This is a genomic window from Xanthomonas boreopolis, from assembly GCF_046529185.1.
Classification (GTDB): Bacteria; Pseudomonadota; Gammaproteobacteria; order Xanthomonadales; family Xanthomonadaceae; genus Pseudomonas_S; species Pseudomonas_S boreopolis.
In genome coordinates this window covers 2692707-2717650 of sequence record NZ_CP097162.1, presented here as the reverse complement: position 1 = coordinate 2717650, position 24944 = coordinate 2692707, and the positions used below count along the sequence as shown (strand labels likewise).

Sequence of the window (24944 nt, the reverse complement as noted above, 5' to 3'; positions counted from 1 at the left end):
GCGATCACTCCGGATCGTAGTCCAGGTTCGAGGCCAGCCAGCGCTCGGCCTGGGCCAGGTCCGCGCCCTTGCGGCGGGCGTAGTCGGCGACCTGTTCCTTGGAGAGTCGGCCGACCACGAAGTACTGGCTCTTGGGATGGCTGAAGTAGTAGCCGGACACGGCCGCGGTCGGCAGCATCGCGAAGCTCTCGGTCAGGCTCATGCCGGCGTTGGCCCCGGCGTCGAGCAGGCGGAACAGCGTGGCCTTCTCGCTGTGCTCGGGGCAGGCCGGATAACCGGGGGCGGGGCGGATGCCACGGTAGCGCTCGGCGATCAGCGCTTCGTTGTCGAGCGCTTCGTCGCCGGCGTAGCCCCAGAACTCGGTACGCACGCGCTGGTGCAGGCGCTCGGCCAATGCCTCGGCCAGGCGGTCGGCCAGGGCCTTGAGCAGGATCGCGTTGTAGTCGTCGTGGGCCGCCTCGAAGCGCGCAACGTGCGGCTCGATGCCGATGCCGGCGGTGACCGCGAACGCGCCGATCCAGTCCCGCACGCCGGAATCCTTCGGCGCGATGAAGTCGGCCAGGCAGAAGTCCGGGCGGTCGACGGGCTTGTCGACCTGCTGGCGCAGGAAGTGCAGGAGGAGCCGGGATCCGGGAGAGGCGGGATTCTGGTTTTGAGAATCCCCCATCCCGAATCCCGAATCCCGGTGATCCGCCAGGATCACCTCCACATCGTCGCCGACGCTGTTCGCCGGCCAGATCCCGAACACCGCCTTCGCGGTCAGCCATCTCTCCGCGACGATCCTTTCCAGCATCGCGCGCGCGTCGCGGTACAGCTCGCTGGCCTGGGTTCCGACGATCTCGTCGTCCAGGATCGCCGGGAACTTGCCGGCCAGCTCCCAGGCCTGGAAGAACGGGGTCCAGTCGATGTACTCGACCAGCTCTTGCAAGGGGTAGTCGTCGAACACGTGCAGGCCGGGGCGTTTCGGCTCCGGCGGGACGTAGGCGTCCCAGCCGCCGTCGAACTTCTGCGCGCGCGCCTGGGCCAGCGGCACCAGCCGCTTGGCGTCGCCCCGGTTGCGGTGGCGCTGGCGGATCTCGGCGTAGTCGGCATCGTTGGCGGCGACGAAGGCCTCGCGCAGGTCGCGCGAGATCAGCGACTGCGCCACGCCGACCGCGCGCGAGGCGTCCTTCACCCATACCGTGGGCGCGGCGTAGTGCGGGTCGATCTTCAGCGCGGTGTGCGCGCGCGAGGTGGTGGCGCCGCCGATCATCAACGGGATGTCGAATCCCTGCCGCTGCATCTCGCGCGCGACGTGGCTCATTTCCTCCAGCGACGGCGTGATCAGCCCGGACAGCCCGACGATGTCGGCGTTCTCCGCGCGGGCCCGGTCGAGGATGGTCTGCGCCGGCACCATCACGCCCAGGTCCACCACCTCGAAGTTGTTGCAGGCCAGCACCACGCCGACGATGTTCTTGCCGATGTCGTGCACGTCGCCCTTGACCGTGGCCATCACGATCTTGCCGTTGGACTTGCCCGAATCGCCGGTGCGCAGCTTCTCCGCCTCGATGAACGGCAGCAGGTAGGCCACCGCCTTCTTCATCACCCGCGCCGACTTCACCACCTGCGGCAGGAACATCTTGCCGGCGCCGAACAGGTCGCCGACCACGTTCATGCCGTCCATCAACGGGCCCTCGATCACGTCGAGCGGGCGCGCGGCCTGCAGCCGCGCTTCCTCGGTGTCGGCCTCGATGAACTCGTCGATGCCGTGCACCAGCGCATGCGACAGGCGCTCGCGTACCGGCTTCTCGCGCCAGGCCAGCTTTTCCCGGGCCCCGGAACCCGAGTCCCGGGAACCTGCCTTCTTGTAGCGCTCGGCGATCTCCAGCAGGCGCTCGGTGGCGTCCTTGCGGCGGTTGAGGATCACGTCCTCCACGCGCTCGCGCAGCTCCGGATCGAGTTCGTCGTAGATCGGCATCGCGCCGGCGTTGACGATGCCCATGTCCATGCCCGCGGCGATGGCGTGGTACAGGAACACCGAGTGGATCGCCTGGCGCACCGGCTCGTTGCCGCGGAACGAGAACGAGACGTTGGAGACGCCGCCGGAAACGTGGCAGTGCGGCAGCGTGCGCTTGATGATGCGGGTGGCCTCGATGAAGTCCACCGCGTAGTTGTCGTGCTCCTCGATGCCGGTGGCGACCGCGAAGATGTTGGGGTCGAAGATGATGTCTTCCGGCGGGAAGCCGACCCGCTCGGTCAGGATGCGGTAGGCGCGCGTGCAGATCTCGACCTTGCGCGCGCAGGTGTCGGCCTGGCCGGCCTCGTCGAACGCCATGACCACCGCCGCCGCGCCGTAGCGCAGCACCTTGCGCGCGTGTTCGACGAAGACGTCCTCGCCTTCCTTGAGCGAGATCGAGTTGACCACGCTCTTGCCCTGCAGGCACTTCAGCCCGGCCTCGATCACGCTCCACTTGGACGAGTCGACCATCACCGGGATCCGGGCGATGTCCGGCTCGGACATGATCAGGTTGAGGAAGCGCGTCATCGCCTTCTCGGAATCGATCAGGCCCTCGTCCATGTTCACGTCGAGGATCTGCGCGCCGTTGGCGACCTGCTGGCGCGCCACCTCCACGGCTTCCTCGTAGCGTTCTTCCTTGATCAGCTTGCGGAACTGCGCGCTGCCGGTGACGTTGGTGCGCTCGCCGACGTTGACGAACAGCAGGTCCGGGGTGATGACCAGCGGTTCCAGGCCGGACAGGCGGGTGTAGCGGGGGACGGCGTTCGCGGAGGACATCACCAGACCTTGAATACCTGGCCGCTCTGTATGCCCTCGACGCTGCGCTGGTAGGCGATCGCGGCGCGCGCGGCGGATACCGGCTCGAAGCCGGGGAAATAGTCGGCGTAGGCGTCCCAGGCTTCCTGCAGCACGTTCGGGCTGACCGCGTTGATGCGCAGCCCGCGCGGCAGCTCGCAGGCTGCCGCGCGCACGAAGCCCTCGACCGCGGCGTTGACCGCGGTGGCGTTGGCGCCGTGCGCGATCGGCTGTTCGGCGAGGATGCCGGTGGTCAGCGTGATCGAGCCGCCGTCGCGGAGATGGTGCTGGCCGACCAGCGCCAGGCGCACCTGCCCGAGCAGCTTGTCCTGCAGGCCGGCGTCGAACTGGGCGGCGTCCATCGCGTCGAGCGGGCCGAAGTGGACGTTGCCGGTGGTGGCGACGATGGCGTCAAGCGGGCCGGTCCTTTCGAACAGCGCCCTGACGCTGGCGTCGTCGCGCAGGTCCACCGGATGGGTTTCGCTGCGGCGCGAGGCCGCGATCACGTCGTGCTTGCGCGAGAGCAGGCCGGCGACGGCCTGGCCGAGGGTGCCGCTGGCACCGACGAGGAGGATCTTCATGGCTACCTCATGCTGCATGGGAGAGGGCGGCGGGATGCCTTGGCGCGATGCCCGCCACCGCTTGCGCGATCGCGCGGATGTGGTCCGGCGTGGTGCCGCAGCAGCCGCCGACCAGGTTGAGCAGGCCGGACTGCGCGAATTCCTTCAGCGTCGCGGCCATTTCCTCCGGACTTTCGTCGTACTCGCCGAAGGCGTTGGGCAGGCCGGCGTTGGGGTGCGCGCTGACGTAGCAGTCGGCGACCGTGGCCAGCGTTTCCACGTGCGGGCGCAGGTCCTTGGCGCCGAGCGCGCAGTTCAGCCCGATCGACAGCGGCCGGGCGTGCGCGAGCGAGGCGTGGAACGCCTCGGCGGTCTGCCCCGACAGGGTGCGGCCGGAGGCATCGGTGATCGTGCCGGAGATCATGACCGGTAGCCGCCCGCCGCGCTCGTCGAAGACTTCCTCGATCGCGAACAGCGCGGCCTTGGCGTTGAGCGTGTCGAAGATCGTCTCGACCATCAGCGTGTCCGCGCCGCCGTCGATCAGGCCTTCGATGGCCTCGCGATAGGTGGCGCGCAGTTCGTCGAAGCTGGTGTTGCGGCAACCGGGATCGTTGACGTCCGGGCTGATCGAGGCGGTGCGGCTGGTCGGGCCGAGCACGCCGATGACGAAGCGCGGCTTGTCCGGCGTGGCGGCCTCGATCTCGTCGCAGACGGCGCGCGCGACCCGGGCCCCGGCCTTGTTGAGCTCGTAGACGAGGTGTTCGAGGTGGTAGTCGGCCTGGCTGATCGAGGTCGCGTTGAAGGTGTTGGTCTCGACCAGATCGGCGCCGGCCTGCAGGTAGGCGCGATGGATCTCGGCGATGAGCTCCGGCCTGGTCAGCAGCAGCAGGTCGTTGTTGCCTTTCAGGTCATGGCCCTGCGGGGCATGGTCGCAGCCAGGGCCATGGACGTGCGCGCCGTCGTAGCCGTGCGCGAAGCGCTCGCCGCGATAGTCGGCTTCCTCCAGCCGGTAGCGCTGGATCATCGTGCCCATCGCGCCGTCGATGACCAGGATGCGTTCGCCCAGTGCCTGGATCAGTTTCTCGGCGCGCCGCGGCTGCAGCCAGGGCGGAGAAGCCGGGATTGGGGATTGGGGATCGGGGATAGGGGAGGGCGTCATGATCCCGATCTCCGCGGCGAACCGCTCTTGCCTCTGTCGAGTCCCGGATCCCCGTTCCCCGGTCCCGGCTTCACCGCGATCAGCGAGATCACCTCGAAGTGCGGCGGGCGCTTTTCGCGCGTGACCGTCTCCAGGCTGGAGACCTCCAGCCCGGCCTTGTCCACGAACTTGCGCAGTTCCTTGTCGGTGAAGCCGAGGTTGACGTGGCCGTAGGCCTCCACCGCGGCGCGGTGTTCGTGCTTGGCCAGCGAGCACAGCAGCAACCGGCCGCCGGGGCGCAGCACGCGCGCGGCCTCGGCCACGGCCTGGGCGGGCTTGGCCGCATAGGTGAGCGCGTGCATCAGCACCACCAGGTCGAAGCTGCGGTCGGCGAACGGCAGCGCGTGCATGTCGCCCTCGCGCACCTCCACGTTCTTGAGCTTGCGCAGGCGCTCGCTGGCGGCGGCGACCACGCGCGCGCTGGTGTCGATGCAGACGTAGCGGTGCGAATGCGGCGCCACCAGTTCGGCCAGCACGCCGTCGCCGGAGGCGATGTCGAGCACGTCGCCGGTCTCCAGCAGCGGCAGCGCGGTGCGCGCCAGCGCCTCCCAGGTCCGGCCCGGCGAATAGTGGCGCTCCATGTCGCCGGCCACGGTGTCGGCCCAGTTCTGGTCGGCCGCGCGCATCGCCAGCACGGCGGGGACGCGCTCGGCGTCCTGGCGCAGCAGCGGATCGTCGCTGCCGGTGCTCAGCGCCTGCCAAAGCGCGCGCTGGGCGGGGTCGAGCTGGGCCTCGTCGAAGCGGTAGTAGGCCGAGACGCCGGCGCGACGGTCGCGGACCAGGCCGGCTTCCTTGAGCTTGGCGAGATGGGTGGACACGCGCGGTTGCGCCAGGCGGGTGATCGCCGACAGCTCGGCCACGGTCAGCTCCTCCTGCTCGAGCAGGGCCAGCAGGCGCACGCGGGTGGCGTCGGCGAAGACCTTCAGGCGGGTCGACCAGTCTTCCAGGTCCATAAATATCTCTGTATCGCGATATCGAGATATTTTCGCGGGGCAGGCGGCCGGGGTCAACCTACATACGCATGCGAATGGTTGTGGTTAGAATTGCGGCCTCCCCGCAGGGCGGCGCCTCCATGGGCGGCTCGAGCGGGGTCGTCGCCCATGCCCCGGGAGGGTCCCCACGTGGATTTCAGCTTTACCGAAGAACAATTGATGATCCAGGACGTCGCGCGCCGGATCGCCCAGGAGAAGATCGCGCCGAGCGCGGAGCATTTCGACCGGACCGGCGAGTTCCCCCTGGAAAACATCCGGCTGCTCGGCGAGAACGGCCTGATGGGCATCGAGGTGCCGGTCGAGTACGGCGGCGCCGGCATGGACCCGGTCAGCTACGTGCTGGCGATGGTGGAGGTCGCCGCCGGGGACGCCGCGCACTCGACGATCATGTCGGTCAACAACTCGCTGTTCTGCACCGGCATCCTCAAGAACGGCACCGAGGCGCAGAAGCAGACCTACGTGCGCGCGATCGCCGAGGGTGCCCACGTCGGCGCGTTCGCGCTGACCGAGCCGCAATCGGGCTCGGACGCCTCGGCGATGCGCTGCCGGGCGGTGAAGCAGGCCGACGGCAGCTTCGTCATCAACGGCAAGAAGAGCTGGATCACCTCCGGCCCGGTCGCCAAGTACATCATCCTGTTCGCGATGACCGAGCCGGAGAAGGGCTCGCGCGGCATCACCGCGTTCATGGTCGATACCGACCGGCCGGGGTTCTCGCGCGGCAAGACCGAGCCGAAGCTCGGCATCCGCGCCTCGGCCACCTGCGAGATCGAGTTCGTCGACTACGTGGCCCGTCCGGAGGACGTGGTGGGCGCGGAGGGCGAGGGCTTCAAGACCGCGATGAGCGTGCTCGACGCCGGCCGCATCGGCATCGCCTCGCAGGCGGTGGGCATCGCCCGCGCCGCCTACGAGGCCACGCTGGAATACGTGAAGGACCGCAAGGCCTTCGGGCAGGCGATCGGCAGCTTCCAGATGACCCAGGCCAAGATCGCCGACATGAAGTGCAAGCTCGACGCGGCGCTGCTGCTGACGCTGCGCGCGGCCTGGCTGAAGGGGCAGGGGCGGAAGTTCGGCACCGAGGCGTCGATGGCCAAGCTGGTGGCCTCGGAGGCGGCGATGTGGATCACCCACCAAGCGGTGCAGATCCACGGCGGCATGGGCTATTCGAAGGAAATGCCGCTGGAGCGCTATTTCCGCGACGCCAAGATCACCGAGATCTACGAAGGCACCTCGGAGATCCAGCGCCTGGTGATCGCGCGCAACGAGACCGGGCTGCGGTGAGACTGGGATTGGGGATCCGGGATTCGAGATTCGGTAAAGGCAGGAAGGCCGCCCTCGTGGCGGCCTTCCTGCTACAGGGACCGGGCATCGCTTTTACGAATCCCCAATCCCGAATCCCGTGCCCCTCAGAACTCGCGCGCGTAGCCGCTGTTGACGATCACCTTCTGCAGCGCATCGGCGACCTTGATGTTGCCGGCCACGATCTGGCGCGTTTCCGGACCCTTGTTGTCCATCCGCGCCGGCGCGGCGCCCTTGAAATCGCAGACGCGGCCGCCGGCCTCGCGCACCAGCAATACGCCGGCGGCGATGTCCCAGGCCTTCACGCCGGCCTCGAAGTAGGCGTCGGCGCGGCCGCAGGCGACATAGGCCAGGTCGAGCGCGGCCGAGCCGGTGCGGCGGATGTCCTCGGCGTGCGCCAGCAGCGCGTCCACGCACTTGAGCTGGGCGCTGGCCCGGGCCCGCTCGCGCGGCGGGAAGCCGGTGTTGATCACGGTGCCTTCCAGGTCCTTGCGTTCGGTGACGCGGATGCGGCGGTCGTTGAGGACCGCGCCGGCGCCCTTGCTGGCGGTGAACAGCTCGTTGCGCAGCGGGTCGAAGATCACCGCGTCGGTCGGCTCGCCGTTCTCGACCAGCGCGATCGAGACGCAGTAGTGCGGGAAGCCGCGCAGGTAGTTGCTGGTGCCGTCGAGCGGGTCGATCACCCACATCTGCCGGCCGTTGCCCTGCAGGCCGCCTTCCTCGCCGAAGATGCCGTAGTCGGGGTAGGCGCGCTTGAGTTCCTTGACGATCACCTTCTCGGCGTCGGCATCCACCTCGCTGGCGTAGTCCATGCGTCCCTTCTGCACCACGTTCAGGGCTTCGAGCTTGTTGATGTTGCGCAACAGGACGTTGCCGGCGAGGCGGGCGGCCTTGACCATGACGGTGACGGCGGGTTTCTGCATGGCGAAGACTCCCGTGAAGGCAGAAGGACAGGACTGGCGGGGGAAAAGAGCGGTCCGGCGCGGGGCCGGCCGCGCAGTTTACCATCTACGGCCGATCCGCTCCCGAATGGCCGTTCATGTCTGTCTCGCGTCGCATCCGTTTCGTCCTCGTCGGCACCCAGCACCCGGGCAACATCGGCGCCGCCGCCCGGGCCATGAAGACGATGGGCCTGGCGCGGCTGGTGCTGGTGGCGCCCGAGCGCCTGCCGGACGAGGAGGCCTACCGGCGCTCGGCGGGGGCCGAGGACCTGCTCGGGGACGCGCCGGTGTTCGCGACCCTGGCCGAGGCCGTGTCCGATTGCACCCTGGTGCTCGGCTGCACCGCGCGTTCGCGGCGCGTGCAACTGGAAGAGCTGCTGCCGGCGGTGGCGGGCAAGCGGGCCGTGGACCGGGCCCAGGCCGGCGGCGAGGTCGCGGTCGTCTTCGGTCGCGAACGCACCGGCCTGACCAACGAGGAACTGCAGCTGTGCCACCTGGCGGTGCACATCCCCTCCGATCCGGACTTCAGCTCGCTCAACCTGGCCGCGGCGGTCCAGGTGCTGGCCTACGAGGTGCGGCTGGCGATGCTGGCGGCCGCGGACGCGCCGGTGCAGGCGAGCGAGCCCGGGTTCCGCGAGGGCCCGGCCAGCCATGCGCAGATGGAAGGCCTGTTCGGCCAGCTCGGCGAAACGCTCGACGAGATCGACTTCCACAAGGGCCGCTCGCCGGACTCGGCGATGCGCAAGCTGCGCAGGCTGTTCGCCAAGGCCGAGCCGACCGAGCAGGAAGTCCGGTTGCTGCGGGGCATCCTGTCCGACGCCCAGCGCATGGCGGGACTGGCGCGCAAGTACATGCCTTCCGAGGAATAGGCGGCGGCCTCGGCGTCGAATGCGGCCGGGTACGGAACGCCTGCGCACGGGGAAGCGAAGGCTGCGCGCTCCTTTGCCGTTCCACCGCCATCGGGTTTCCGCTAGGCTCTGGCGGATTTTTCCGGGGGGATATCGCTCTTGTTGGTTCCACGATTGAGCGGGCGGCCAGGTGCGGCCCGTGCTGTCCCGACGACATGCGCCGGCGGCGTCGATGCTTGACGGCGCAGGTGCGATGACCCGGTTCCGGTTCGGCATGCAGGCCCGCTTCCTGCTGGGGATGGGCCTGGGCTTCGTGCTGCTGGCGGGGATCCTGGCGCTGCTGCTGCAGCGCCAGGCCTCGATGCAGCGCGAGGTGCGCGCGCTCAGCGGCGGCACCATCCACGAATTGTTCGAGCACGGCCTGCGCGCGCGCGGCGAGTCGATCGCCAATGCGCTGGCCGAGGTGATGGACGATCCGTTGCTGGAATCCAACATGAAGGAGGCCGGGCGGCTGGTCCACAACGCGGCGCGGCAGCGCCTGGTGAGCTACGCGCGCTTGTACGACGCGCAAGGCCGCCTGCTCATCGACGAGAGCGGACGCTCGGTGGAGCCGTCGTTGCCGGACCCGCTGGCCCTGTCGGCGATGGTGGACCGGCAGCAGCAGGTGCGCCCCGTGGGCGACGTGCTGGACGTGGCGGTGCCGGTGCTGGGCGGCAAGCGCCTGATCGGCTGCGTGCGGGTCGGCATGTCGCTGGCGCAGGCGGCGCAGATCGAGGCCGAGGCCAACGAGCGCCTGCGCCGGCGCCTGGACGAAGTCGGCAAGCGCGACATGATCTGGTTGCTGCTGTTGCTGGCGGGGCTGGTCGCCGGCGGCGTGGCGGTCGCGTTCTATGTCCAGCGCACGCTGGTGGCGCCGATCCGCTGGTTGGCCGGCGCGGCGCGGCGGATCGAGAGCGGCGACTACTCGGTGAAGCCGTGGACGACGTCGCGCCGCGACGAGCTGGGCGAGCTGCTGCGCGCGTTCGGGCGGATGAGCGAGGGCATCGAGCGCCACGATCGCGAAGTGCGGCGGATGGCCTACACCGATGCGTTGACCGGGTTATCCAACCGGTTGGCGTTCCGCCAGTCGCTGGACCTGCGGCTGGAGGCCGCACGCGCCTGCGGCGGCCAGCTGGCGCTGCTGTTCGCCGACATCGACGACTTCAAGCGGGTCAACGACACCCTGGGGCACGAGGCCGGCGACCAAGTGCTGTTGCAGTTCGCCGCCCGCATCGGCGCCGCGGTGAGCGACATCGGCGGCGAGGACGCGGTGCTCGCGCGCTTCGGCGGCGACGAGTTCGTGATGCTGGTCGGGACCGGGAAGGCGCAGGCGGCCTCGGCACGGCTGGCCGAGCGCCTGGTGCAGGAATTGCGCAAGCCGCTGCAGGTGCAGGAGCGCGAGGTGTTCCTGGGCACCTCGATCGGCATCGCGCTGTTCCCGGACGACGCCCACGACGCCACCGCGCTGTTGAAGAAGGGCGACATCGCGATGTACCAGGCCAAGATGGCCGGCAAGAACTGCCATCGTTTCTACAGCCGCGCGATGGACCACGCGCTCGAGCGCCGCGTGCACATGGAGCAGGAGCTGCGCGGCGCGTGGGAGCGCGGCGAGCTGCGGCTGGTCTACCAGCCGATCCACCGCACTTCCGACCGCGCCATGGTCGGGGCGGAGGTGCTGTTGCGCTGGAAGCATCCGGCGCTGGGCATGATCCCGCCGTCCACCTTCATCGACGTCGCCGAGCAGAGCGGGCTGATCGAGGAGATCGGCCTGAAGGTGCTGCGCGCGGCCTGCCTGGATGCGGTGCGCTGGCCGCAGCGGCCGGGCCTGCCGGACCTGTTCATCTCGGTCAACGTGTCGTCGCGCCAGCTGCGCGGCGGCGACCTGACCGACATGGTGGCGCGCTGCCTCGCCGAGTCCGGCCTGCCGCCTTCGCGCCTGCACCTGGAGCTGACCGAAACGGCGCTGATCGGCGACGAGATGCTGGCCGCCAGCCTGCTCGACCAGTTGCACCGCACCGGGGTCAAGGTCTGGCTGGACGACTTCGGCACCGGCTTCTCCGGCCTCAGCCACCTGCGCCAGGCGCCGGTGGACGGGGTGAAGATCGACAAGAGCTTCGTGGCCGACCTGCAACGCGACCCGGACGACCTGGCCCTGACCACCGCGATCATCGCGATGGCGCACTCGCTGGGCATCACCGTGGTGGCCGAGGGCATCGAGCGGGAAGGCCAGTTCGACCTGCTGCGCGAACGCGGCTGCGACCTCGGCCAGGGCTACTGGTTCAGCCATCCGCTGAGCAACGGCGAGCTGGTGCGGCTGCTGTCGTAGCGGGCGGGGCCCGGGTCTGGGGCCGTGTTGTGGGAGGGACTTCTGTCCCGACGGATGGCCGGCAAGGCCCTGTCGGGACTGGGGTCCCTCCTACGGGAAACAGGAAGCAAGAACCCGCGAAAAGCGCCGGGCCGCCTGACGACTGGAGCCGGGCAAAGATGCTTTTCCCGAATCCCGAATCCCGGCAGCCCTACGCCAGAGGCCGCTTGCCGGTGTCGCCGGGGATCTCGCGCACGAGCCGCGGCACCAGGTAGCCGGACAGGCGCGCGGCCAGTTCGGCGTGCAGCGCGCGCGCGCGTTCGTCGTCGACCTCGAAGTGCGCGACGCCGGCGACGCGATCGAGCTGGTGCAAGTAGTAGGGCAGCACGCCGGCGGCGAAGCTGCGCTCGCTGAGCGCGGCCAGCGCCTCCACGTCGTCGTTGACGCCGCGCAGCAGCACCGCCTGGTTCAGCAACTGCGCGCCGGTGCCGCGCAGCGCCGCGAGCGCGGCGTCGACGGAACCGTCGAACTCGTTGGCATGGTTGGCATGGATCACGAACGCCACCGGCCAGGGCAGCGCGGACAGCCAGTCCAGCAGCGCGCCGTCCACGCGCTCGGGCAGCACCACCGGCAAGCGGCTGTGGATGCGCAGGCGCTTGAGGTGCGGGATGGCGCGCAGGGCCTCGGTCAGCTCGGCCAGTTTCGGCGTGGCCAGCGACAGCGGGTCGCCGCCGGACAGCAGCACCTCGTCGATGCCGGGATCGGCGGCGATCGCGGCCACCGCCTCGCGCCAGCCGTCGCGCGCGGCGGTCTCCTCCGCATACGGGAAGTGCCGGCGGAAGCAATAGCGGCAGTGCACCGCGCAGCTGCCGGTGGCGACCAGCAGGGCGCGGCCGCGGTACTTCTGGATCACGCCGGTGGCCTTCTTCGCCGCGCCGTCGCCGACCGCGTCGAGGGCGAAGCCCGGGACCACCCGCGTCTCCTCGACCACCGGCAGCACCTGCCGCAGCAACGGGTCGTTCAGGTCGCCATGGCGCATGCGCGCGACGAAGCCGCGGGGCACCCGCAGCGCGAACTGGGCCGCCGCTTCGTCGGAGATGCCCGCCGCCGCGGCGTCCAGGCCCAGCATGCCGAGCAGTTCGCGCGGGTCGCGCACGGCCTCGCGCCAGGCCTGCTGCCAACGGCTGGCGGCGGCGCGGAGCGGGGAAGGCTGCAAGGAAATCGGGGCTGCGGTTATCATGTGCGGTCAGAAAACGAACGCCCGCCGGTCGCGGCGGGCTGGCGCTGAGTTTAAACAATTCCCATCCGGCCGGCCGCTCCCCGCGGCGGTTTTGCTTATCCGAGGAGCTACAGCATGGCCAGTTACGGCATGAACGACGTCAAGAACGGGATGAAGATCCTGATCAACGGCGAACCCGCGATCATCACCGACACCGAGTACGTCAAGCCGGGCAAGGGCCAGGCGTTCACCCGCGTGAAGTACCGCCTGATCAAGAGCGGCCGCGTGCAGGAAATCACCATGAAGTCGACCGACTCGGTCGAGGCGGCGGACGTGGTCGACACCGACATGCAGTACCTGTACAGCGACGGCGAGTACTGGCACTTCATGCAGCAGGAGACCTTCGAGCAGGTCCAGGCCGACAAGGCCGGCATGGGCGGCGCCGAGAAGTGGCTCAAGGGCGAGGAGGAGTGCGTGGTGACGCTGTGGAACGGCACGCCGATCGCCGTGCAGCCGCCGAACTTCGTCGAGCTGAAGATCACCGAGACCGACCCCGGCGTCCGCGGCGACACCTCGGGCGGCGGCGGCAAGCCGGCCACGCTGGAGACCGGCGCGGTCGTGCGCGTGCCGCTGTTCGTCGGCCAGGACGAAGTGATCCGCGTGGACACCCGCTCCGGCGAGTACGTCTCGCGCGTGAAGTGACGATCCGGCCCGCGGCCGCGGTTTTGCCGGATCGCGGTCCCCGCGCAGGCGGGGCCCCGGGGACTTGCGTCGCTGCCGCCGAGCAGCCGTTCCGCAAGCCCTGAAGCAGGAGTCCCTGGGCCCCCGCCTGCGCGGGGGCGCCGGTGGACGCATCGCCCCGCCGGTTTCCGGCGGCGGCCTCTCCCACAACCGATGGCCCCAGCATGACCGAACCGCACAGCATTCCCGAGCCCTGCGACCTGCTGATCGAGGCCGGCTACGTCGTCCCGGTCGAGCCGCATGCGGTGGTGCTGGAAGACCATGCGGTGGCCGTGCGCGGCGGCGAGATCGTCGCGCTGTTGCCGCGCGAACAGGCGCGCGCGCGCTTCGCGCCGGCCGAGACGGTGTCGCGTCCCGAGGCGGCGCTGATCCCGGGCCTGGTCAACGCGCATACCCACAACCCGATGACGCTGCTGCGCGGCGTCGCCGACGACCTGCCGCTGATGACCTGGCTGCGCGAGCACATCTGGCCGGTCGAGACCGCGGTGATCGGGCCGGAATTCGTCGCCGACGGCACCACCCTGGCGATCGCCGAGATGCTGCGCGGCGGCACCACCTGCGCCAACGAGAACTACTTCTTCGCCGACGTGCAGGCGGCCGTCTACAAGAAGCACGGTTTCCGCGCGCTGGTCGGCGCGGTGATCATCGATTTCCCCACGGCGTGGGCCAAGTCCGACGACGAGTACTTCGACCGTGCCGCCGAACTGCACGACCAGTGGCGCGGCGACCCGCTGATCGGCACCTCGTTCGCGCCGCACGCGCCGTACACCGTCAGCGATGCCAATTTCGAGCGGGTGCGGATGCTGTCGGACCAGCTCGACATACCGGTGCACCTGCACACCCACGAGACCGCCCAGGAGATCGCCGATTCGCTCGGCCAGCACGGCCAGCGCCCGCTGGCGCGCCTGGACCGGCTCGGCCTGGTCAACGACCGCCTGATCGCGGTGCACATGACCCAGCTGACCGAGGGCGAGATCCACCTGTGCGCCGAGCGCGGCGTGCACGTCGTGCACTGCCCGGAATCCAACCTGAAGCTGGCTTCGGGCTTCTGCCCGGCCTGTGCGCTGGTGCGCGCCGGCGTGAACCTGGCGATCGGCACCGACGGCTGCGCCAGCAACAACGACCTGGACATGTTCAGCGAGAACCGCACCGCGGCGATCCTGGCCAAGGCCGTGGCCAACGACGCCACCGCGCTGGATGCGGCCACCACGCTGCGCGCGGCCACGCTGGGCGGCGCGCGCGCGCTCGGCTTCGACGGCAGGATCGGTTCGATCGAGGTCGGCAAGCAGGCCGACCTGGTCTGCGTCGACCTGTCCGCGCTGGAGACCCAGCCGTTGCACCACGTGCTCTCGCAGCTGGTCTACGCGACCGGCCGCCAGCAGGTCAGCGACGTCTGGATCGCCGGCAAGCGCAAGCTGGACCGGCGCGAGCTGGTCGGCATGGACGTGGCGGCGCTGGTCGCCAATGCACGCCAGTGGCGGGCGCGGATTGCTACGATCCGGGCGAGTTGAACCAATTCTCGTCATTCCCGCGAAAGCGGGAAGCCATGGACGTTCGTGCAGATCGCCGGAAGCCGTCGCGGAAGTCCATGGCTTCCCGCTTTCGCGGGAATGACGAACCAAGAGAACAATGACGAAATGAACAGCCCTCATTCCCATAGCGCCAACTTCGACCAGGCCGAGCTCGACAAATTCGCCGCGCTGGCCAACCGCTGGTGGGACGAGGACGGCCCGCAGAAACCGCTGCACGCGCTGAACCCGGTGCGATTGCAGTACGTGGCCGGGCGCGTGGCGCTGCCCGGCGCGCGCATGCTCGATGTCGGCTGCGGCGGCGGCCTGCTCAGCGAGGCGCTGGCCCGGCAGGGCGCGCAGGTGACCGCGATCGACCTGGCGCCCGAGCTGGTCAAGGTCGCACGCCTGCACGGGCTGGAATCGGGCGTGCAGGTCGACTACCGCGTGCAGGCGGTGGAAGAACTGGCCGCCGCCGAGCCGGCCTCGTTCGATGCGATCACCTGCATGGAGATGCTCGAGCACGTGCCGGACCCGACTTCGATCGTCGATGCCTGCGCGCACCTGCTGAAGCCCGGCGGACGCCTGTTCCTGTCGACGATCAACCGCACGCCGGCCGCGTTCGCGCTGGCGGTGGTCGGCGCGGAGTACGTGGCGCGGCTGCTGCCGAAGGGCACGCACCGCTACCAGGACTTCATCAAGCCGGCCGAGCTGGCCTCCTGGCTGCGCCAGGCCGGGTTGCAGCTGGAGGACGTCAGCGGCATGGCCTACGAGCCGTGGCGCAACCGCGCGCGGCTGTCGTCGCGCACCGAGGTGAATTATCTGGCCTGCGCGGTGAAGGCATGAAGCCGAGTCCCGGGAAGCCGGGCGAAGGCGGGCGCGGCGACCTCCCGGCCCAGGCGTTGGCCGGTCCGGGCCCCGGTTTTCCCCGCGCGGCGCTGTTCGACCTCGACGGCACCCTGCTCGACAGCGCGCCGGACATGCTGGCGACCGCCAACCTGATGCTCGCCGAGCGCGGCCGCGGGCCCTTGGCGCTGGAACGGCTGCGGCCGGTGGTGTCCAAGGGATCGCGGGCGATGCTCGGCGTGGCGTTCCCCGAGTTGCCGCAGGACGAGCGCGACGCGCTGGTGCCGGAGTTCCTCGACCGCTACGAGGCGCTGCTCGGCCGCCACGCGGTGCTGTTCGACGGCGTGGCGGCGATGCTCGATGCGCTGGAAGCGCACGGGACGACCTGGGGCATCGTCACCAACAAGCCCGAGTACCTGGCCCGGCTGATCCTGCCGCAACTGGGCTGGGAGACACGCTGCGCGGTGCTGATCGGCGGCGACACGCTGGCCGAGCGCAAGCCGCATCCGTTGCCGCTGCTGGTCGCCGCCGAGCGCATCGGCATGGCGGCCGGGGAGTGCGTCTACGTCGGCGACGACGAGCGCGACGTCCTGGCCGCGCAGGCGGCCGGCATGCCGTCGGTGGCGGCGCTGTGGGGCTACCGGCTGGACGGGGACGATCCGTTGGCGTGGCGCGCCGACGTGCTCGCCGAACGACCGTCGCAGTTGCTGCGGCCGGAAGCCTGGCCGGCCGTGGCCGATCGCGCCTGATCGACGCCTACGGACCCGCCATGAGCCAATCCGCACTCGACAGTTTCCTCGACAAATGGCGCAGCCGCTGGCCCGAGTGGGAAGTGGCCGAGCCGTTCGTGCCCGAACCCCGGCGCAAGCTGGCGCTGGCCTGGTTCGCGCTGCTGCAGGAATTCGAGGACATCATGAACATCGCCGGCGATCCGCTGCCGGCCGACGCCAAGCTGGCCTGGTGGCAGCAGGAACTGCGCGACTGGAGCAACCAGCGCTCGCGCCATCCGCTGGGCCGGATGCTCGAGCCGGTGCGGGCGCCGTGGGCGGAACTGGCCGAAGCCCTGCCGGCGGTGCAGGAGGCGCGCACGCCACCGGCCTCGCTGGAGCAGGCCGTGCAGCTCCTGCTGCCGTTCGCCGGGGCCGCGGCCGCGGTGGAGCGGGCGTTGTTCGAGCGCCGCTCGCCGCGCGACGACGCGCGCGCGATCGCGGTGCAGTGGCTGCAGGCGCGCCATGCGGCGGCCGGCCCGGCGGCACGTCCGGCCGGCGTCGGCGAGGCCGAATGGCGCGGCCAGTTGCTGAAGGCATGGCCGGCCAAGCCCGCCATCGCCCAGCCGCATCGCATCTGGTCGCGGCTGGCGCGGCTGCGGCTGCAGCGCGAGCGTGATGGCAAGCCGCCGTTCGCGCCGCCGTTGTCGCAGCTGTGGCATAGCTGGCGTGCAGGCAGTGGTGGGGCGTAGCAGCGGTTTCCGCCGTCGTCTCCACGATCCGGATATCCATCCACGTCATCCCCGCGCAGGCGGGGATCCAGCGACTCCCGCGACGGCCTGGCGGTCGGGTTGAAAGTCCCTGGATCCCCGCCTACGCGGGGATGACGATCTGGAAGGTGACCGCGATCTTCGGGAATCAGAAATCCGGCAGCAAGAAATTGCCCGCGCGCGCGCCATCGCCTTCCAGCGCCGCCATCGGCGCGCTCGCCTCGTCCTTCAGTTGCACGCCGGACAGCTTGCGCCGGAATGCCTCGCACAGCAGGTAGTCGAGCTTGTGCGCGGCCTCCGCATGGCCCAGGCCTTCGCCGCGGATGTTGGAGATGCAGTTGCGCAGCGCATCGTTGCAACCCACGCGCGGTGCCCAGGTGAGATAGAGCCCGAGGCTGTCGGGCGAACTCAGGCCGGGGCGCTCGCCGATCAGCACGACCGTCGCGCGCACCGCCAGCAGCTCGCCGATCTCGTCGCCGACCGCGACGCGGCCCTGGGCGACCAGCGCCACCGGCGCCAGCGACCAGCCGCGGCGCGCGGCCAGCGCCTCGATCCGTTCCAACATCGCCGGCGCATGCCGGTGCACGGCCAGCGCGGACAGCCCGTCGGCCACCACCACCGCCAGGTCGGCGCCGCCGCCGCGCAGGGCCACGTGGGCGCGCAGTTCCTCGACCGACGCCGCGTCCAGCCGCCGGCCCAGGTCGGGACGCTGCAGGTATGCGTGGCGGTCCGCCGCCGCGCTGTGCAGGCGCAGGTACGGCCGCCCGCGGGCCTGCAGCGCCTCGCACAGCGGTTGCGGATCGAACGGCAGGTGCACCGCATCGCGCGCCTGCGCATGCGCGAGCTGGAAGTCCAGGTGCGCGGCGGTCGGCAGGCTCGTGCCGGCACGGCCGAGCGCGATCCGGGCGGGAGTGAGCCGGCGCAGGCGCGTCCAGGGATCGGGGCGCGGGTTCATGCGGCCTCGTCCTCGCCGCGCTGCAACGCCTGGCGGAACGCCGGCGGCAGGCTGCCGCCCAGCTCGAAGCGTCCATCCTGCAGGCGCAGGATGCCGTGGTTCTCCAGCCACGCCTCGAATTCCGGCGCGGGCCGCAGTCCCAGCACCTGGCGCGCATACAGCGCATCGTGGAACGAGGTGGTCTGATAGTTGAGCATCACGTCGTCGGAGCCGGGGATGCCCATGATGAAGTTGATCCCGGCCGTGCCGAGCAGGGTCAGCAGCACGTCCATGTCGTCCTGGTCGGCCTCGGCATGGTTGGTGTAGCAGATGTCGCAGCCCATCGGCACGCCGAGCAGCTTGCCGCAGAAATGGTCCTCCAGCCCGGCGCGGACGATCTGCTTGCCGTCGTACAGGTATTCCGGGCCGATGAAGCCGACCACGGTGTTGACCAGCAGCGGCTCGAACCGGCGCGCCACCGCGTAGGCGCGCGCCTCGCAGGTCTGCTGGTCCACGCCGAAATGCGCGCCGGCCGACAGCGCGCTGCCCTGGCCGGTCTCGAAGTACATGACGTTCTGGCCGACGCTGCCGCGCCGCTGCGACAGCCCGGCCTCGTGGCCTTCCCGCAGCAGCGCCAGGTCGATGCCGAAGCTGGCATTGGCGGCCTGGGTGCCGGCGATCGACTGGAACACCAGATCGACCGGCGCGCCGCGCGCGATCGCCTCGATGGTGGTGGTCACGTGCGCCAGCACGCAGGCCTGGGTGGGAATGCCGTAGCCCTGGATCACGCCGTCGAGCAGGCGCAGCAGTTCGCAGGTGGCCGGCAGCGAATCGCTGGCCGGATTGATGCCGATCACCGCGTCGCCGTTGCCGTACAGCAGGCCGTCCAGCACGCTGGCGGCGATGCCGGCCGGATCGTCGGTGGGGTGGTTGGGCTGCAGGCGCGTGCTCAGCCGTCCGCGCAGGCCGAGCGTGTTGCGGAACGCGGTGCGCACGCGGATCTTCCGCGCGATCAGCACCAGGTCCTGGACCCGCATCAGCTTGGACACGGCCGCGGCCATTTCCGGGGTCAGGCCGGGCGCGAGCGCGGCCAGGGCCGCTTCGTCCGCCTCTTCGCCCAGCAACCAGTCGCGCAGGCCGCCCACGGTGAGGTGGGCGACCGGGGCGAATGCCGCCGCGTCGTGCCCGTCGACGATCAGGCGGGTGACCTCGTCGTCCTCGTAGGGGATCACCGCCTCGTCGAGGAAGTGCCGCAGCGGCAGGTCGGCCAGCGCCATCTGCGCCGCGACGCGCTGCCGGGCGCTGTCGGCGGCGATCCCGGCCAGGGCGTCGCCGGAGCGCGCCGGCGAGGCCTTGGCCAGCAGGTCCTTCAGGTCGGCGAACGCGAAACGCTCGCCGCCGACGGCATGGACGAAACTCATGCCGGCTCGGTGGCCTCGGCGACGACCGGCGCGTCCTGGCGCAGGCTGATCGCGCAGCAGCCGATGCCCAGCAGCATCAGCCCGGCGAAGATCGCCGCCACCAGCGGGTTGAACCAGACCATCGCCGCCAGGCAGACCAGCGCCAGCGCCAGCGCGATCCCCGGCACCACGGGGTAGCCGGGCGCACGGAAGCTGCGTTCCAGGCCGGGCTCGCTGCGGCGCAGCTTGAACAGGCTCAGCATGCTCATCACGTACATCACGATCGCCCCGAACACCGACATGGTGATCATCGCCGCGGTCAGCGACATGCCCTGGATCTGTACCACGCCATCGCTGAGGATCGCCGCGATGCCGATCACGCCTCCGGCCAGGACCGCCCGGTGCGGCGTGCGGAACCGCGACAGCCTGGCCAGCCCGTGCGGCAGGAATCCGGCCCGCGCCAGGGCGAAGAACTGCCGCGAGTAGCCGAGGATGATGCCGTGGAAGCTGGCGACCAGGCCGAACAGGCCTATCCACACCAGCATGTGCAGCCAGGCCGAGCCGTGGCCGACCACGGCCTTCATCGCCTGCGGCAGCGGATCGTTGATGTTGGACAACTGGCGCCAGTCGCCGACGCCGCCGGCGAACACCATCACGCCGATCGCCAGCGCGACCAGGGTCAGGATGCCGGCGATGTAGGCGCGCGGGATGGTGCGCTTGGGATCCTTGGCCTCCTCGGCGGCCATCGCCGCGCCTTCGATGGCCAGGAAGAACCAGATCGCGAACGGGATCGCGGCGAAGATGCCGCCGATCGCCGCCGGTCCGAACGCGTCGCTGCCGGCCCAGCCGTTGGCGGCGAAGTTGGCGAAGCTGAAACCGGGCGCGACCACGCCCATGAACACCAGCAGCTCGATCACCGCCAGCAGGGTGACGACCAGCTCGAACGTCGCGGCGATCGCCACGCCGAGGATGTTGAGGGTCATGAACACGGCGTAGGCGCCGATCGCGGCCACGCGCGGGTCGAGCCCCGGGAACTGCACGTTGAGGTAGGCGCCGATCGCCATCGCGATCGCCGGCGGGGCGAACACGAACTCGATCAGCGTGGCGATGCCGGCGACCATGCCCCCGGTCCTGCCGAACGCGCGCAGGCTGTAGGCGAACGGCCCGCCGGCGTGCGGGATCGCGGTAGTCAGCTCGGTGAAGCTGAAGATGAAGCAGGTGTACATCACCGCCACCATCAGCGCGGTGACCAGGAAGCCCAGCGTGCCGGCGGTGCCCCAGCCGTAGCTCCAGCCGAAGTACTCGCCGGAGATCACCAGGCCGACGGCGATGCCCCACAACTGCCAGGTGCCGAGGGTGGGCTTGAGCTTTTCGAGGGTCATCGTGCGGATCTCCGGCGGACGGTGGGGACGCATTCCGATGCGGGGCGCGGGTTCGCCACCGAGATACGGACTTGGTCATTGCCGCGTGAAGGCAACCCCTCGCTTATAAGCCCGCTATGGGCGCAGGATGCCGGCGCCGGCGGGTAGGTCCGGAAGAGGCGGGTAGGGGGCGGAAGTCTGTGGGAGCGGCTTCCCTCTGCAACAGCCTGCACATCCCTGTGCTGGGGTTCAATGAGTAAGCCTCATCGCGGCTGAAGCCGCTCCCACAAATGCGCGCCGCGATGGTGAATGGTTACTTGGTGCGTTCCAGCACCAGCAGAGGGTCGATTCGGACATCGAACCGCGCCAGGCAGAGGTATGGCGATGGGGATGATGAACGCGCCGCCGCGCGCCGCGATGGTGAACGGTTACTTGGTGCGTTCCAGCACCAGCAGAGGGTCGATTCGGACATCGAACCGCGCCAGGCAGAGGTATGGCGATGGGGATGATGAACGCGCCGCCGCGCGCCGCGATGGTGAACGGTTACTTGGTGCGTTCCAGCACCAGCAAAGGGTCGATTCGGACATCGAACCGCGCCAGGCAGAGGTATGGCGATGGGGATGATGAACGCGCCGCCGCGCGCCGCGATGGTGAACGGTTACTTGGTACGTTCCAGCACCAGCAAAGGGTCGATTCGGACATCGAACCGCGCCAGGCAGAGGTATGGCGATGGGGATGATGAACGCGCCGCCGCGCGCCGCGATGGTGAACGGTTACTTGGTGCGTTCCAGCACCAGCAAAGGGTCGATTCGGACATCGAACCAATTCATCCCCCAATGCAGATGCGGCCCGGTCGCGCGCCCGGTCGCGCCGACCGCGCCGATCGCCTGGCCTTGTTCGACACGGTCGCCGACCTTCACGTCGATGCGCGACAGGTGCAGGAAGTTGGAGCTGACGCCGAAGCCGTGGTCGAGCAGCAGCGTGCCGCCGGTCAGGTAGAGGTCGGGCGCGGCGAAGGTGACCACGCCGGCGGCCGGGGCCTTCACCGGCGTGCCGGCCGGCGCCGCGATGTCCATGCCCGAGTGTCCCGAACCGGCGGCCTGGCCGTTGTAGACGCGCGCATTGCCGAAGCGGCCGCTGATCCGGCCCCGTACCGGCCAGATGAACGGCTGGGCGAAGTCGGTGCGCGCGTCGTCGCGCTCGCGCGCCGCGGTGACCTGGGCCTGCTCGCGGCGGATCCGCTCGGCGATCTCCGGCGGCGGATTGACCGTCTTGGGCGGCACGCCGTTGACGTACTCGACCGGCCAGTCGCGCGGCGCGACCGCGATGCTGGCGGTCTCGCTGCCGCCGTCGGGACGGACGATGCGCACCTGCACCGGTCCCTGCTCGTTGCGGCCGATGCCGAACACGACGCTGCCATAGCCGCTCACGCGCAGGCTGCGGCCGGCGTATTCGACCCGGCTGCCGGGCGGTACCTTGCCGATCACCAGCGCACCCTGCGACGCGCTGGCCGGGAACACCACGCGCGCGTCGGCCGGCGCCACCTGCGCATGGACGGCGGGTGCGAGCGGAGCGGCCAGCGTCGCGGCCGCCAGCGCGGCCAGCACGAACCGGCGGCGCATCAACGCGCGAACGTCAGGCGCTGCCCGGCCGGCGCGCCGACCAGTTCGCGGCCGTTCCAGACCTGCTGGCCGTTGACCCAGGTGGAGGCCACGCGCGACCGGAACGTGGTGCCCTCGAACGGCGACCAGCCGCACTTGGACAGCACGTCCTCGCGCTTCACCGTGAACGGGATGTCCTCCACCAGCACCAGGTCGGCCCAGTAGCCCTCGCGCAGGAAGCCGCGCTCGGCCACGTCGAACAGTTGCGCCGGCGCGTGCGCGAACTTGCGCACCACCGTGGCGATGTCGAGCTTGCCCTCGTGCACCAGCTCCAGCGCGGCGACCAGCGCGTACTGCACCAGCGGCAGGCCGGACGGCGCCTGCACGTAGGGCTTCTGCTTCTCTTCCCAGGTGTGCGGGGCGTGGTCGGTGGCGAGCACGTCGATCACGTCCTCGGCCAGCGCGGCGGTCAGCGCCTGGCGGTCGGCGGCGTCCTTGATCGCCGGGTTGCACTTGATCAGGTTGCCCAGGCGCGCGTAGTCGGCGCGGTCGAAGCGCAGGAAATGGATGCAGGTCTCGGCGGTGATGCGCTTGCGCAGCTTGCCGTTGCCGTCCACCAGCGGGCCGCGTTCGAACAGGGCCAGTTCGTCGGCGGTGGAGATGTGCAGCACGTGCAGGCGGGTGCCGTGCTTCTTCGCCAGCGAAGTGGCCAGCTGCGAGGATTTCAGGCAGGCCTCGCGCGAGCGGATGTCCGGGTGCATGTCCGGGGTCAGCGCGTCGCCGTGCTTCTGCTTGAACGCGGCCAGCGTGGCGTCGATGGTCGGCGTGTCCTCGCAGTGGGTGATGATCGGCGTCGGCGCGTCGCGGAAGATCGCGTCGAGCGTCTCGGGATCGTCCACCAGCATGTTGCCGGTCGAGGCGCCCATGAACACCTTGATGCCGGGCGCGGTCTTCGGGTCCAGCGCCTGGATCGCCGCCAGGTTGTCGTTGCTGGCGCCCAGGTAGAAGCCGTAGTTGCCCCAGGCGCGGCCGGCCGCGGCGTCGTACTTGGCCTGCAGCGCGGCGGCGTCGAGCGTGGGCGGGTTGGTGTTGGGCATGTCCATGAAGCTGGTCAGGCCGCCGGCGACCGCCGCGGCCGACTCGGTCGCGATGTCGCCCTTGTGGGTGAGGCCGGGCTCGCGGAAGTGCACCTGGTCGTCGATCATGCCGGGCAGCAGCCAGCGCCCGCCGGCGTCGACCACGACGTCGTCCTGGCCGGGCGTGATCTGCGAATCGATGCGCTCGATCCGGCCGTCGCGGCCGATGCGCAGGTCGGCTTCGAACTGCCGGCCTTCGTTGACCAGCCGGGCATTGAGGATGAGAGTGCGGGTCATGGGTGTTTTCCTGTGCAGCGGCAAGGGGGAAGATGCTCGGGTACCGGATCGAAGCCGCCCGGGTGGAACGGGTGGCAGCGCGCCAGGCGGCGTGCGGCGAGCCAGCTGCCGCGCAGCGGCCCGTGCAGGCCGATGGCGGTCATCGCGTACTGGGAGCAGCTCGGCTCGAAACGGCAGCGCGGCCCCAGCAGGGGGCTGATGAAGCGTTTATAGAAACGCAGCAGGGCGATGAGCAGGCGAGCGATCACCGCGCCATGATATGCCACTCCCGCAGCGCGTCATGGACTCCGGGGCCGCCGCGAGCGGGCCGGGGCGCGTCGGGACCAGGCGTGCGCGGCCGCCGCCGCGGCGCCGGTGGCCGGCGCGGGATTCCGCAACACGCTCTAAATGCGAGGTTGCCGTCACTGCTCGCGGTGGGCTATAAAGTCCCGCTTTCCCGGGCCCCGGGGGAAACAAGGAAGAGCGTTTCGTGGCTGCTAAAACACCTGCAAAGAAGGCCGCCAAGGCCGCCAAGAAGCCCGCCAAGCCTGTTGTGAAGAAGGTCGCGGCGGTGAAGTCCGCTTCCAAGCCGGTCGCCAAGGCGGCCAAGAAGCCGGCTGCCGCCAAGCAACCGGCCGCCAAGAAGGCGCCTGCGAAGAAGGCCGCTCCCGCCAAGAAGGCGGCGGCCGCACCGGCCAAGCCCGTAAAGAAGACCGCGACCAAGGTCGCCCCCGCCGCCAAGAAGCCGGCGGTCAAGAAGGCGACACCGGCCCCGGCTACCATCGCCAAGCCGGTGGCTGCCAAACCCGCACCGAAGCCGGCCAGCAAGCCTGCGCCGGTCCAGTCCGTTCCGGCCAAGGCTCCCGCCCCGGCTCCCAAGGCGGTCGAAGCCGCCAAGCCGTCCGCCAAGCCTGCAACCCCCTCAAGCAAGAATCCCGTGCCTGTTTCGAAATCCTCAGCGAAAACCCCCAGCAAGACCGAATCGTCCGCCAAGCCCGCCGCGACCCGTCCGGTCGGCAAGGTCGCCGTCGCGGTGACCTCCAAGCCCAATACCCCGGCCCGGCCCAGCAAGTTCAGGGTGGTCGAGTACAAGATCGACGAGGCCACCGGCCGTCCGATCCTCCCCGCCGGCTACAAGCCCGCGCCGGACGAGGAATACATGAGCCCGCTGCAGCAGGAGTACTTCCGCCAGCGGCTGCTGCAGTGGCGCGCCGACCTGGTCGAGGAGTCCAAGCAGACCATCGAGAACCTGCGCGAGGAAGTGCGCGACATCGGCGACGAGGCCGAGCGCGCGACCCGCGAGACCGAGAACTCGCTGGAACTACGTACCCGCGACCGCTACCGCAAGCTGATCGGCAAGATCGACAGCACGCTCAAGCGCCTGGATGCCGGCGACTACGGCTATTGCGTCGACACCGGCGAGGAAATCGGCCTGGAGCGCCTGGAAGCGCGCCTGACCGCCGAGCGCACCATCGACGCGCAGGAACGCTGGGAGCACATGCAGAAGCAGCAGGGCGACTGATCGCGCCGTCGCT

At 70.0% G+C, this 24944-nt stretch carries 21 protein-coding genes; 9 read left to right on the top strand and 12 right to left on the bottom strand.

The window, feature by feature from the left end; translation table 11 throughout:
• Positions 1–4: 4 nt before the first annotated feature.
• From metH to M3M27_RS12140, 4 genes are read right to left on the bottom strand one after another with little or no spacing between them, the layout of a single operon-like run.
• Positions 5–2773 (bottom strand): methionine synthase, encoded by a 2769-nt coding sequence (gene metH / locus M3M27_RS12155; RefSeq protein WP_434025792.1) that lies wholly within the window; start codon positions 2771–2773, stop codon positions 5–7.
• Positions 2773–3372 (bottom strand): short chain dehydrogenase, encoded by a 600-nt coding sequence (locus M3M27_RS12150; protein ID WP_434025791.1) that lies wholly within the window; start codon positions 3370–3372, stop codon positions 2773–2775. The genes metH and M3M27_RS12150 overlap by 1 nt, the downstream gene beginning before the upstream one ends.
• A gap of 7 nt (positions 3373–3379) precedes the next feature.
• Positions 3380–4510 carry a homocysteine S-methyltransferase family protein gene (locus M3M27_RS12145; protein ID WP_140720394.1) on the bottom strand — a complete coding sequence of 377 codons (1131 nt, stop codon included), beginning with the start codon at positions 4508–4510 and terminating at the stop codon, positions 3380–3382.
• Positions 4507–5502 carry an ArsR/SmtB family transcription factor gene (locus M3M27_RS12140; protein WP_140720396.1) on the bottom strand — a complete coding sequence of 332 codons (996 nt, stop codon included), beginning with the start codon at positions 5500–5502 and terminating at the stop codon, positions 4507–4509. Before M3M27_RS12140 ends, M3M27_RS12145 begins: the two co-directional genes overlap by 4 nt.
• 147 nt (positions 5503–5649) lie before the next feature.
• Here M3M27_RS12140 and M3M27_RS12135 point away from each other — a divergent pair, with 147 nt between their 5' ends.
• The gene (locus M3M27_RS12135; RefSeq protein WP_177497602.1) at positions 5650–6819 is read left to right on the top strand and encodes an acyl-CoA dehydrogenase family protein; all 1170 of its coding nucleotides are present in this window, start codon (positions 5650–5652) and stop codon (positions 6817–6819) included.
• A 125-nt stretch (positions 6820–6944) separates the two neighbouring features.
• Here the strand turns inward: M3M27_RS12135 and M3M27_RS12130 are convergent, their stop codons facing one another.
• Positions 6945–7760 (bottom strand): inositol monophosphatase family protein, encoded by an 816-nt coding sequence (locus M3M27_RS12130; protein ID WP_140720399.1) that lies wholly within the window; start codon positions 7758–7760, stop codon positions 6945–6947.
• Between the two features lie 116 nt (positions 7761–7876).
• Here M3M27_RS12130 and M3M27_RS12125 point away from each other — a divergent pair, with 116 nt between their 5' ends.
• Together M3M27_RS12125 and M3M27_RS12120 are read left to right on the top strand one after the other, a co-directional pair.
• A complete protein-coding gene (locus M3M27_RS12125; protein ID WP_140720400.1) occupies positions 7877–8647 on the top strand; it encodes an RNA methyltransferase in 771 nt (256 codons plus the stop codon).
• Positions 8648–8879: 232 nt separating this feature from the next.
• A complete protein-coding gene (locus M3M27_RS12120; protein WP_434025790.1) occupies positions 8880–10991 on the top strand; it encodes a putative bifunctional diguanylate cyclase/phosphodiesterase in 2112 nt (703 codons plus the stop codon).
• 190 nt (positions 10992–11181) lie between these two features.
• Here the strand turns inward: M3M27_RS12120 and epmB are convergent, their stop codons facing one another.
• Positions 11182–12210, bottom strand: coding sequence for an EF-P beta-lysylation protein EpmB (gene epmB, locus M3M27_RS12115; protein WP_140720402.1), 1029 nt, complete (start codon positions 12208–12210; stop codon positions 11182–11184).
• A 114-nt stretch (positions 12211–12324) separates the two neighbouring features.
• On the opposite strand from epmB, the gene efp reads away from it, so the two are divergent.
• From efp to M3M27_RS12090, 5 genes are all read left to right on the top strand, one after another.
• Positions 12325–12891 (top strand): elongation factor P, encoded by a 567-nt coding sequence (gene efp / locus M3M27_RS12110; protein WP_140720403.1) that lies wholly within the window; start codon positions 12325–12327, stop codon positions 12889–12891.
• Between the two features lie 203 nt (positions 12892–13094).
• Positions 13095–14441, top strand: a complete 1347-nt coding sequence (locus M3M27_RS12105) for a TRZ/ATZ family hydrolase (protein ID WP_434025789.1) — start codon at positions 13095–13097, stop codon at positions 14439–14441.
• A gap of 126 nt (positions 14442–14567) precedes the next feature.
• Positions 14568–15284 carry a bifunctional 2-polyprenyl-6-hydroxyphenol methylase/3-demethylubiquinol 3-O-methyltransferase UbiG gene (ubiG, locus tag M3M27_RS12100; RefSeq protein WP_434025788.1) on the top strand — a complete coding sequence of 239 codons (717 nt, stop codon included), beginning with the start codon at positions 14568–14570 and terminating at the stop codon, positions 15282–15284.
• Positions 15281–16033, top strand: a complete 753-nt coding sequence (locus M3M27_RS12095; protein WP_434025787.1) for a phosphoglycolate phosphatase — start codon at positions 15281–15283, stop codon at positions 16031–16033. The genes ubiG and M3M27_RS12095 overlap by 4 nt, the downstream gene beginning before the upstream one ends.
• A gap of 20 nt (positions 16034–16053) precedes the next feature.
• Entirely contained in the window at positions 16054–16743 is a 690-nt protein-coding gene (locus tag M3M27_RS12090; RefSeq protein ID WP_434025786.1) for a phytoene/squalene synthase family protein, read from the top strand.
• Positions 16744–16909: 166 nt separating this feature from the next.
• On the opposite strand, the gene eutC is transcribed toward M3M27_RS12090, so the two are convergent.
• The 6 genes from eutC to yidD all read right to left on the bottom strand — a co-directional run bounded on the left by eutC (position 16910) and on the right by yidD (position 23696).
• Positions 16910–17716, bottom strand: a complete 807-nt coding sequence (eutC, locus tag M3M27_RS12085) for an ethanolamine ammonia-lyase subunit EutC (protein WP_140720413.1) — start codon at positions 17714–17716, stop codon at positions 16910–16912.
• Entirely contained in the window at positions 17713–19116 is a 1404-nt protein-coding gene (locus M3M27_RS12080) for an ethanolamine ammonia-lyase subunit EutB (RefSeq protein ID WP_434025785.1), read from the bottom strand. Before M3M27_RS12080 ends, eutC begins: the two co-directional genes overlap by 4 nt.
• Positions 19113–20477, bottom strand: coding sequence for an ethanolamine permease (gene eat / locus M3M27_RS12075; protein WP_140720417.1), 1365 nt, complete (start codon positions 20475–20477; stop codon positions 19113–19115). Before eat ends, M3M27_RS12080 begins: the two co-directional genes overlap by 4 nt.
• A gap of 752 nt (positions 20478–21229) precedes the next feature.
• The gene (locus M3M27_RS12070; protein WP_434025784.1) at positions 21230–22078 is read right to left on the bottom strand and encodes a M23 family metallopeptidase; all 849 of its coding nucleotides are present in this window, start codon (positions 22076–22078) and stop codon (positions 21230–21232) included.
• Positions 22078–23430, bottom strand: a complete 1353-nt coding sequence (locus M3M27_RS12065) for a dihydroorotase (RefSeq protein WP_434025783.1) — start codon at positions 23428–23430, stop codon at positions 22078–22080. Before M3M27_RS12065 ends, M3M27_RS12070 begins: the two co-directional genes overlap by 1 nt.
• Entirely contained in the window at positions 23427–23696 is a 270-nt protein-coding gene (yidD, locus tag M3M27_RS12060) for a membrane protein insertion efficiency factor YidD (RefSeq protein WP_140720423.1), read from the bottom strand. The genes M3M27_RS12065 and yidD overlap by 4 nt, the downstream gene beginning before the upstream one ends.
• 203 nt (positions 23697–23899) lie before the next feature.
• Between yidD and dksA the strand changes: the two genes are divergently transcribed.
• Positions 23900–24931, top strand: a complete 1032-nt coding sequence (dksA, locus tag M3M27_RS12055; protein ID WP_140720425.1) for an RNA polymerase-binding protein DksA — start codon at positions 23900–23902, stop codon at positions 24929–24931.
• Positions 24932–24944: the final 13 nt, after the last annotated feature.